Source organism: Bradyrhizobium sp. PRIMUS42 (assembly GCF_023006515.1).
Classification (GTDB): domain Bacteria; phylum Pseudomonadota; class Alphaproteobacteria; order Rhizobiales; family Xanthobacteraceae; genus Bradyrhizobium.
This window is the reverse complement of sequence record NZ_JALBGZ010000185.1, coordinates 1-9,477: the sequence shown is the minus strand read 5'-3', so window position 1 is coordinate 9,477 and position 9,477 is coordinate 1. Positions and strand designations below refer to the sequence as shown.

The 9,477-nt window shown below is 64.0% G+C and carries 12 protein-coding genes; 4 read left to right on the top strand and 8 right to left on the bottom strand.

Annotation, left to right across the window (positions count from 1 at the left end; genetic code table 11):
* On the top strand, positions 1-444 hold a 444-nt coding region (locus MOV75_RS16175; protein ID WP_247006172.1), incomplete at its 5' end, for an enoyl-CoA hydratase-related protein.
* Between the two features lie 228 nt (positions 445-672).
* On the opposite strand, the gene MOV75_RS16170 is transcribed toward MOV75_RS16175, so the two are convergent.
* Both MOV75_RS16170 and MOV75_RS16165 read right to left on the bottom strand, forming a co-directional pair.
* Entirely contained in the window at positions 673-1,296 is a 624-nt protein-coding gene (locus MOV75_RS16170) for a GNAT family N-acetyltransferase (protein WP_246925162.1), read from the bottom strand.
* Positions 1,297-1,364: 68 nt separating this feature from the next.
* A complete protein-coding gene (locus tag MOV75_RS16165) occupies positions 1,365-1,568 on the bottom strand; it encodes a DUF1127 domain-containing protein (RefSeq protein ID WP_246925164.1) in 204 nt (67 codons plus the stop codon).
* Positions 1,569-1,678: 110 nt separating this feature from the next.
* Between MOV75_RS16165 and MOV75_RS16160 the strand changes: the two genes are divergently transcribed.
* Positions 1,679-2,578 carry a transcriptional regulator GcvA gene (locus MOV75_RS16160; protein WP_246925166.1) on the top strand — a complete coding sequence of 300 codons (900 nt, stop codon included), beginning with the start codon at positions 1,679-1,681 and terminating at the stop codon, positions 2,576-2,578.
* Between the two features lie 142 nt (positions 2,579-2,720).
* Positions 2,721-4,052, top strand: a complete 1,332-nt coding sequence (locus MOV75_RS16155) for an MFS transporter (protein ID WP_246925168.1) — start codon at positions 2,721-2,723, stop codon at positions 4,050-4,052.
* A gap of 137 nt (positions 4,053-4,189) precedes the next feature.
* Here the strand turns inward: MOV75_RS16155 and MOV75_RS16150 are convergent, their stop codons facing one another.
* From MOV75_RS16150 to MOV75_RS16140, 3 genes are read right to left on the bottom strand one after another with little or no spacing between them, the layout of a single operon-like run.
* On the bottom strand, positions 4,190-4,603 hold the full coding sequence (locus MOV75_RS16150) for a Rieske (2Fe-2S) protein (RefSeq protein WP_246925171.1): 414 nt from the start codon (positions 4,601-4,603) through the stop codon (positions 4,190-4,192).
* Positions 4,603-5,712 carry an amidohydrolase family protein gene (locus MOV75_RS16145; RefSeq protein ID WP_246925173.1) on the bottom strand — a complete coding sequence of 370 codons (1,110 nt, stop codon included), beginning with the start codon at positions 5,710-5,712 and terminating at the stop codon, positions 4,603-4,605. Before MOV75_RS16145 ends, MOV75_RS16150 begins: the two co-directional genes overlap by 1 nt.
* A 24-nt stretch (positions 5,713-5,736) precedes the next feature.
* Complete coding sequence (locus MOV75_RS16140; protein WP_246925176.1) at positions 5,737-6,795, bottom strand: amidohydrolase family protein; 1,059 nt, start codon at positions 6,793-6,795, stop codon at positions 5,737-5,739.
* A 144-nt stretch (positions 6,796-6,939) separates the two neighbouring features.
* Between MOV75_RS16140 and MOV75_RS16135 the strand changes: the two genes are divergently transcribed.
* Complete coding sequence (locus MOV75_RS16135; RefSeq protein ID WP_246925179.1) at positions 6,940-7,422, top strand: CinA family protein; 483 nt, start codon at positions 6,940-6,942, stop codon at positions 7,420-7,422.
* Positions 7,423-7,614: 192 nt separating this feature from the next.
* On the opposite strand, the gene MOV75_RS16130 is transcribed toward MOV75_RS16135, so the two are convergent.
* The 3 genes from MOV75_RS16130 to MOV75_RS16120 all read right to left on the bottom strand — a co-directional run.
* A complete protein-coding gene (locus MOV75_RS16130) occupies positions 7,615-7,890 on the bottom strand; it encodes a DUF1488 family protein (protein WP_246925181.1) in 276 nt (91 codons plus the stop codon).
* Positions 7,891-8,025: 135 nt separating this feature from the next.
* Positions 8,026-8,640 (bottom strand): tetratricopeptide repeat protein, encoded by a 615-nt coding sequence (locus MOV75_RS16125; protein ID WP_246925184.1) that lies wholly within the window; start codon positions 8,638-8,640, stop codon positions 8,026-8,028.
* Positions 8,641-8,761: 121 nt separating this feature from the next.
* Positions 8,762-9,477 (bottom strand): AMP nucleosidase (locus tag MOV75_RS16120; RefSeq protein ID WP_247006170.1); only part of this gene is annotated, 716 nt, incomplete at its 5' end.

The following is a 9,477-nucleotide window of genomic DNA, read 5'->3' as shown; positions in this document are numbered from 1 at the left end:
GCCATCGCCATGGCCTGCGATATCCGCATCGCCGCGCAATCCGCCTTCGTCGCCACCGGCTATGCGCGCATCGCGCTCAGCGGCGATTACGGCATCGCCTGGCTGTTGACGCGGCTGGTCGGCACCGCGCGGGCGCGGGAATTGATGTTCACCGGCGATCGGGTCGACGCCGCGCGCTGCGAGGCGATCGGCCTCGTCAATCGCGTCGTGCCCGACGACAGACTTCAAGCCGAAGCCTTTGCGCTAGCAAAGTCGCTCGCTGAAGGCCCGCGCCTGGCGCTGCGCTACATGAAGGACAATCTCGACGAGGCCGTACTGTTCGACTTCGAGACAGCGCGCGACCACGAGGCCGAACGATTGATCCGCCTGACCACGACCGCCGATCACAAGGAGGCGGTGCAGGCGTTCATCGAGAAGCGGAAAGCGGTGTTCACGGGGAAGTAGCCGGTTCGAAAAACCCTCACCGTCACCCTGAGGCGGCCGCTTCTTCAGCGGCCCTCGAAGGGCGACGGCCCGACTGTTGCCCGGAGGAATCGAACGCCAGGAAAGCAGCGGGGCGGTTCATCCTTCGAGGCTCGCTCTGCGGGCCGCCGCAGAGCGAGCGCCTCAGGATGACGGAAGTAAACAAAAAAAGCCCGGCTCTGTTTCACCAGAGCCGGGCTTGCAGTGGAGTCAGGCCGAGGCTGAGGGGCTATCGGCCTGACGGGAAAGGGCGGCGAGGCGCCAGCTCGCGCAGGGAATGTCTTTCGGTGCGACCGCGATCTCCTTGTCGAAGCGCACCAGCTTCCAGTCATCCGGATGATTGACGAAGGCGAAACCGGATTTGCGGGCGAGCGAAAGCATGGTTTCGTTGGAGCGGAGCGTCTCACCGAAGATATGCGCGGCGCCAAGCGCGGCGGCGCGGCATTCGAGGTTCTTCAGCAGCGCGGTGGCAATGCCGTGGCCCTGCCAGCGATCATCGACCGACAGGCCGAATTCGAGCGTCGCGGTTTCGGCGTGCAGCGCGTAGCGCGCCTCGGCAACGATGGTCTCGAAGCCGTCGACCCTCATGGTCGCGACCACCGTAAAACGTTCGCGCTCGCCAATCTCAAGGAAGTCGTGCAGCAGGCCGTTGGGCAGCTCGCTGATCGCGCCGAAGAAGCGGTTGTAACGCGAGCGGGTCGAGAGCGAGCGAAAATAGTGCTGAAGCTCGTCGGCGTCGCGCGGCTCGACGAAGCGAACGTTGAGCGCCTCGCCGTGACGGGTGCGCAGCGTGTCCGAATATTGCTGGAGGTCTTCGAGGCGGAGAGTGCTCATGACACATGCCCTACGGAAAAGGGACCGCCGGCGCCCCTGTCTTCAGGCGGCGCCGGCCTGGCGGCCAATCAGGCCCGCCAGAAGGGTTTGTCGGCCTCGGAGGCGATATCGCTCCAGGACAGTCCGACGTCCTGGAGATCCCGCGCCGTCCATTGGGTGAGCTCGCGCCTGTTGCGATAGCGCTCGTGCCAGACATGCAGCGTCTCACTGACCTGTTGAAGCAGGCTTGGCACATGATGATTTGTCATCGAGTTGTGAGTCAAAGTAGACATTTCCAGCTCCTGGAGCTAACTTGACCGCTAATATCTGCCTGCTGTTGCGCTGCGACAAACGACAATTTGTACCTTTTCGCATGAAATAACGTCATGTATCCTGCTGCCAAATGACTGCCAGATTGCCCTCCCTGAACGGATTGCGGGCGTTCGAGGCCGCCGCGCGCCATCTCAGCTTCACGCTGGCGGCCACCGAATTGAACGTGACGCAGACCGCGATCAGCCATCAGATCCGGAGGCTCGAGGAGGAGCTCGGCATCCGCCTGTTCATCCGGCAGAACCGCGCGCTGGCGCTGACGCCGGAAGCGCGCGACTATTTGCCGGGCGTCCGCGCGGCCTTCAACGACCTCCGGCTTGCGACCGACCGGTTGCTGCGCAAGGACGATGACAAGGTGCTGACCGTCTCGACCTTGGCCTCGCTCGCCGCAAAATGGCTGCTGCCGCGGCTGACGGATTTCCAGGAGCAGCATCCGGGCATCGATGTCCGCATCACCACCTCGGCCACCTTCGTCGACTTCCAGCGCGACAATGTCGATGCCGCGATCCGCTACGGCCGCGGCCAGTGGCCCGGCCTGCGCGCCGACTGGCTAATGGCGGATGAGCTGTTTCCGGTATGCAGTCCGTCGCTGCTGCGCGGCGACAAGCCGCTGCGCCGGCCTGAAGACCTCCGGCACCATCCGCTGCTGCACACCTCGAACACCAATAGCGACGATTGGCGGCTGTGGCTGACGGCGGCGGGCCTGCCGGCCGACATCGCCAGGCATCCTGGCATCACCTTCGACATGATCTTCATGACCGTCCAGGCCGCGATCGACGGCATCGGAGTCGCCATGGGGCGGACGTCCTACGTCCAGGACGACATCGCCAAGGGCCGCCTCGTGGTCCCTTTCAAGATCGCGCTGCCGGCGGATGCCGGCTTCTACCTGGTCTCGCCCGAGGGCCGCCGCGAGGCGCCGAAACTGGTCGCATTCCGGGAATGGATGCTCGCTGCAACGCAAAATAAAGCCTGAAGAATCATCGGCTTCCGCGGCAAAAGCGGTTGACTTGCTTCGCCCCGCGCGGGAAGGGATGAGACAGATTGTCGCAGCTACAATCTGCCGTCTTGCCGTGAAATCATTTCCGGTCCGGCCACGTCTTGAAGGGGAGAACGCCATGGCTGGACCAGCCACCTCAACCAATTCACCCGAAATCAAGTCGCGCATCGGCGCGATCCTGCGCGCGACGTCAGGCAATTTCCTCGAGCAGTTCGACTTCTTCCTGTTCGGCTTCTATGCCGCCGCCATCGGCAAGGCGTTCTTCCCCTCCTCCAACGAGACCGCGTCGCTGCTCAACACCTTCGGCGTGTTCTGGCTCGGCGCGTTGATGCGGCCGGTCGGCGCGATCGTGCTTGGCGCGTACATCGACCGCATCGGCCGCCGCCAGGGCCTGATCGTCACGCTCGGCATCATGGCCTTCGGCACCGTGGTGATCGCATTCTGCCCGAGTTACGCGACCATAGGCATCGCGGCGCCCGTCATCGTGCTGATCGGCCGGCTGCTGCAGGGCTTCTCAGCGGGCGTCGAACTCGGCGGCGTGTCGGTCTATCTCGCGGAAATCGCAACGCCCGGCAATCGCGGCTTCTACACCTCGTTCCAATCAGCGAGCCAGCAGGTCGCGATCTTCGTGGCCTCCATCCTCGGCTTCATCCTGTCCGAGGTGATGCCGGCCGACACGGTCGCCGCCTGGGGCTGGCGCATTCCCTTCTTCGTCGGCTGCCTGATCATTCCCCTGATCTTTGTCCTGCGGCGGACGCTGGAGGAGACGCCGGCCTTCCTCGCCATGAAGAAGCACCCCACGGCCAGCGAGGTGTTCGCCTCCGCGCTCGCCAATTGGCGCATCGTCGTCCTCGGCATGATGATCGCGATCCTGACCACGACGACGTTCTATTTCGTCACCGTCTACACGCCGACCTTCGGCAAGACGGTGCTGAAGCTGTCGACGCAGGACGCGTTGCTCGTGACCCTGCTGGTCGCGGTGAGCAACTTCATCTGGAATCCGGTCGGCGGCGCATTGTCCGACCGCATCGGCCGCAAGCCGGTGCTGCTCGCCATCGCCGGTCTCTCGCTTGTCACCGCCTATCCGGCGCTGCACTGGCTGGTGGCGGCGCCGACCTTCGGCAAGCTGCTCGCGGTCGAGATGATGTTCTCGTTCTATTTCGGTGTCTACAGCGGCACCATGTTAGGTGCGCTGGTCGAGATCGTGCCGGCGCATGTGCGCACCACCTGCTTCTCGCTTGCGTTTGCGCTCGCCGCCGCGCTGTTCGGCACCTTCACGCCGCTCGCCTCCACCTGGTTGATCGAGCGCACCGGTGACAAGGCCTCACCCGGCTTCTGGCTGATGTTCGCCGCCCTGCTCGGCATCATCGCGGCGTCGACGGTGTATCGCGGCGGCGGCAAGTCGGTGCCGACATATGATGCGGTGCCGGAGCCGGTCGCAGGGCATTAGAGCGGTGTTATTCCGGGGCGCGTAGCGCGAACTCTGATGCGCAATTGGGGCATCAGAGAATCCATTTCTCCGAGCATCCTGTTGCACGATGGATTCCGGGTTCGGCCCTGCGGACCGCCCCGGAATGACAGCGGCGGCTACAGCTCCACCACCACGTAGTCGCTCTCGACCCTGACCGTAACAGTCTCGGCGACATACGGCCCCTTCACCACGCTGGCACCCGGCTCGACTTGGGCGGGATAGGCCTTCACGCGGAAGCGGCGGGGGTCGCAATAGGATTGGCCGGTGCGGATGTCGAATTCCCATCCGTGCCAGGGGCAGCGGATGATCTCGCCGAGTTTCGTATATTCGATCTCGCCGGGATCCCGGGATTGCGCGAGCCCGATCAGCGGGCCCTCGCACAGCGCCGCGCCCTGATGCGGGCAGCGGTTCATCAGGCCGAAATATTCACCCTTGATGTTGAAGACCGCGATCGGCCGCCCGTCGATCTCCAGGAATTTTCGCGTGCCCGGCGGAAGCTCGTCGACCGGCGCGATGACATGCCGCGCCATCAACCAATCCCGTATAGGGCGCGCGCATTGCCGAGATAGAACGCCTCGCGATTGGCCTCGCTGACGCCCGCGGGTAAGACCCGCGAGGGCTCGTCATAGTCCCAATGCGGATAGTCGGTGGCGAACAGGAGCCGGTCCCAGCCGATCCAGTCGATGACATCGAACAAATCCTCGCGCCGTTCCGGATCCTCCATCGGCTGCGTGGTCCACCACACCTGCTCACGGATATATTCGGACGGCGGCCGCTTCACATGCGGCACCTCGCTGCGCAGGCGCTGCCACACCTTGTCCAGCCGCCACGCCAGCGACGGCGCCCAGCCGAAGCCGGCCTCGATCATCACCATCTTCAGTTTCGGGAAGCGCTCGAACACGCCTTCCAAAACAAGACTGGCCAGCGCCGATTGCTGGCACTGCGAATGGCCCACCATCTCCTCGATGTAATAGGAGGGCCAGCCCGACGGCGTGATCGGATTGCCGCCGAAGCCGAAGGCGTGGACGCCGACGGGCAGCCCCGCTTCTTCCGCGGCCTGATAGATCGGCCAGTAGCGGCGCTGGCCGAGCGGCTCGACATTGCGGCTGAGCAGCAGCACCTGGACGAAGTTCTTGTCGCCGGCGCGCTCGCGGATTTCGGCAGCGGCCGACAAACCATCCTCATTGCCGACGACGATGGACGCCTTCAACCGCTTGTCCCTGCTGGTCCATTTGTCGATCTGCCAGTCGTTGATCGCCGAGCACAGAGCGGCCGAGAGTTCATGATTGCGGATGCCCTGCCCGGTGTTGAGCGGATTGAGCACCCCTAACTGCACGTTGTTGGGATCGAGCAGCTGCTTCTGCATGAAGGAGAGCGAGGAGCCCTGCGGCCCGCCTTCGGGCGGATAGGCATCGCGGCGCGAGGCATTGGGCTGGGCCTTCGGATAGGGCGGGCCTTCCATCATGCCCTGATAGGCGTGGACACCGTAGACTTCGAGATGATGCTGCCAGCGTTTGGCGAGATAGGGATAGAGCTCGGTGCGGGTGGCGCGGGCCGGATGGATGTCGCAATCCGCGATCGCGGTTTTCGGAGTCAGTGGGGAAGCAGCTTCGGAGCTCTCGCGGAATTGGATATTCATCGCCTTGCCTCCTTTGGCAGCGGGCTAAGTCAGGCGGGGATAGGTCGCATGCGGATTGTCGATCATGATCTTGCGCACGAGATCAGGGGTGAGACCTTCGGGCAGCGCGTTCTGGCCGTCGAACTGCCAGTGCGGATAGTCCGTGGAGAATAGGACCAATTCGTCCGACTGCATATGATCAAACAGGCGAATTAATGTCGCGTCGTCTGGCGGCGCATCAAATGGCTGTAACGAGAAGCGGATGTTGCTGCGCACAATCTCCAGCGGCGCGCGATCGACCCAAGGCGTCTCCATTCGCACCCCGCGCCAGAACTTGTGCAGGCGCCAGAGATAGGGGGAGATCCAGGAGACGCCCGACTCCAGCATCACCATTTTCAGGCGCGGATATTTGGCGAACACGCCCTCGACGATCAGGCTCGTGAGCTGAGTCTGGAACGCCTGGGCCTGCCCGACATAATCCTCGATGTGATAGGAACCCCATCCCACCGCGGTCGGCGGATTGTGGTAAGCGGAACCGGCGTGGATGCCGACCGGAAGTTCCAGCCGTTCCGCGGCTTCATAGATCGGCCACAGCGCGCGCTTGCCGAGTGGCGTGTCGCCCATGACCAGCATCAGCACCTGCACAAAGCGCTTGTCCGGCGCGCAGCGCTCGATCTCGGCGACGGCCTTCTCGACGCTTTGCGTCGGGATCACGATCGAGCCGCGCAGCCGCTTGTCGCGATCGAGCCATTCCCGCGCCAGCCAGTCGTTCAACGCGCGGCAGAAGGCGGCCTGCAAATCTTCCGAAAACACCATCTGCACGCCGTAGAGCGGATTGCAGATGGCATGCTCGAGCTTGAAGGCATCGAGCACATGGCGTTGCATGTCCTCCAGGCTCTCGCCCGGCTTGCCGCTCTCGGGGCGCCAATCGGGGCGCGCCACGATCGGTGACCTCTCAGGATAGGATTGCGAGACGAGGTCGACCATGCCGCGCGTCGTCACCTGATCGCGCCAGTAATCGTTCAGGTACGGCAGCAAGCTGGTCAGATGCGGCACGGCCGGATGCACATCGCAATCCACCCCGCCCGCGATCAGGGACGCCATGACGCCTCCTTCACGTTTCCTCGTCAATTTTGTCTCTTGCCCGCCATTCAAGCAGGCCTGCCCGCCGCCCGCAACTCAGCGAGGGCAACCGGCATATGCTAGGAAGGCTGAGCAACGTTTCGGGGACATGAGAGGTTCAGGGAAATGAAAGAGCTCGTCGGCATTGCGGAACAGATCGCCGCCAAATTGATCGCGCGCAAACAGACCATCGCCGTGGCGGAATCCTCGACCGGTGGCCTGCTCGCGGCCAGCCTGCTCGCGGTGCCCGGCGCCTCCGCCTATTTCCTCGGCGGCGCGGTGGTCTACACCCGCGATGCCAGGCGCGTGCTGATGGATATTTCGGATGAAGGAATGAAGGGCTTTCGCTCCTCCTCGGAGCCCTACGCGCAATTGCTGGCCGAGCAGATGCGAACGCGCTTCAACAGCGATTGGGGCCTGTCCGAGACCGGCGCAGCCGGCCCCACCGGCAACCGCTATGGCGACGCCGCAGGTCATAGCTGCATGGCAGTCGCGGGGCCGGCGGCAGAGGTGATGACGCTGGAGACGGGGAGCAAAGAGCGGTTCGCGAACATGCAAATGTTCGCGGCGACGGCGCTGAGGTTGTTGTTGAGGAAGCTGGAGGAGTGAGCTGCTGCCGCAGCAGGGAGACTCCCAATACCGTCATCCTGAGGTGCGAGACACGTGGCGCAACGCGCCACGTGGGGAGCCTCGAAGGATGAACGGCCGGGATGCAGCGGGGCCGTCGCCCTTCGAGGCTCGCCGAAGAGGCGAGCACCTCAGGGTGACGCGGCGCTTTTTGCGCTTGCTGCAACGATTACCTCATCGCCCCAAATGCCGCATGAAAATCCGCACCACATAGCCCTGGAATCGCGGTGCCTCGTCGTACAGATCCGACGCGATCCGCTCGATGGTCTCGCGGAGCGACAGGAATTGCGCTTGGCGCGCGCTGCTTTCGGTGCCCTGCATGCCGGCGAGCTCGTCCATCGCGGCGTCGCTGATCTGGCACTGAACGACCTCGTCGTCGCTCAGCATGGTGAAGCGAAAGGCCAGCCGTTGGAGGTCGTGGCCGATGATCTTGTCGCGCGTCAGCGGCATCCAATTGTCCCGTTCGCCCCCCCGAACGGGACAATGCTGAAAATCTGCCGCGTTGTCACCATCCGCGCCGAAAGACATGGCCGTCATCCGGCGCCCCTCATCAGGAGGGATCGGTGAACCGGCTGCTCACCAGCTTCAATAGGTGAGCGCTGTGCCGGTCGGCCTCTCGAGTGCCGCGGACAGCGATCGATATTCCTCGCAGTTTGTCCCGCAAATCGACGCAATGCGGCCAAGGTGATAGAGCGCCTGCTCGCGATTGCCGCGCTCGAGCTGCCACAACCCGTAATATTGCCACGTCAGCACGTGGTTCGGGTCCGCCTTCAATGCGCGCTCATACCAGACCTGCGATTGCTCGTAATCGCCGAGCTTGCGATAGGAGTAGCCGATGAGGTTGGCGACGTTCGGATGGTCGTCATGGCCGAGCGACTTCAATTGCGCGATCGCGGCCGCATAGTCGTTGCGCGCGTAGACGGTGTCATAGGCCATGCGATAGCCGGGCGCGAATGCGGGATCGTCGATGCTGGACTGGTTGTTCGGCTTCTTGCCCTTCTGGGTTGCCTTGGTACCCGGGCGTTTCGGATAGGTCGGCTGCGGCTTTTGATCCGAATACGCTCCGGCATACGGATCGGTGGAACTGACGCCACCCCCGCCTCCGCCACCCCCGCCTCCACCCGCGGCGAATGCCGGCCAGCTCAACAGGGCTGCCGCGAATGTACCCAACGCGACGCACCTGATCATCGCTGCGATCATGTCTGCCTCCTGTACTGTTTCAAGCGGCCCCGGACGAATTGATAACCCTGCCTCGGCGGCAATATTCCGGGACGCTGCGCTTCAGAAGGCTTCAGCGTTCGTACGACAGATCCGGTGTCCTTTACTGGAACGCGACCTCGGCGAAGCTGCGCAGCTTTCGCGAATGCAGCCGCTCCGATTCCTGCTGCTTGAGCCGCTCCAGTGCCTTCAGGCCGATCTCGAGATGCTGGCCGACGCGGCGGCGGTAGAATTCGCTAGCCATGCCGGCGAGCTTGATCTCGCCGTGCAGTGGTTTGTCGGAGACGCAGAGCAGCGTGCCGTAGGGCACACGGAAACGATAGCCGTTGGCGGCGATCGCGGCCGATTCCATGTCGAGCGCAACCGCGCGCGACTGCGACAGGCGGCGGATCACCGCCGGCCCGGAGATCTCCCAATTGCGGTTGTCGACACTCGCCACCGTCCCCGTGCGCATCAGGCGCTTGAGCTCAAAGCCTTCGAGCCCCGTGACGTCCTCGACCGCCTCCTCGAGCGCGACCTGCATCTCGGCCAGCGCCGGGATCGGCACCCACAAGGGCAGCTCGCGATCGAGCACATGGTCCTCGCGCACATAGCCGTGCGCGAGCACGTAGTCGCCGAGCCGCTGCGTGTTGCGCAGGCCCGCGCAGTGGCCAAGCATCAGCCAGGCATGCGGGCGGAGCACCGCGACGTGGTCGGTGACGTTGCGCGCATTGGACGGACCGGTGCCGATGTTGATGAGGGTGATGCCGCGATAGCCCGGCGCGACCAGGTGGAAGGCCGGCATTTGCGGCGTGCGCGCAGGCGCGTCCCCGCTGGTGG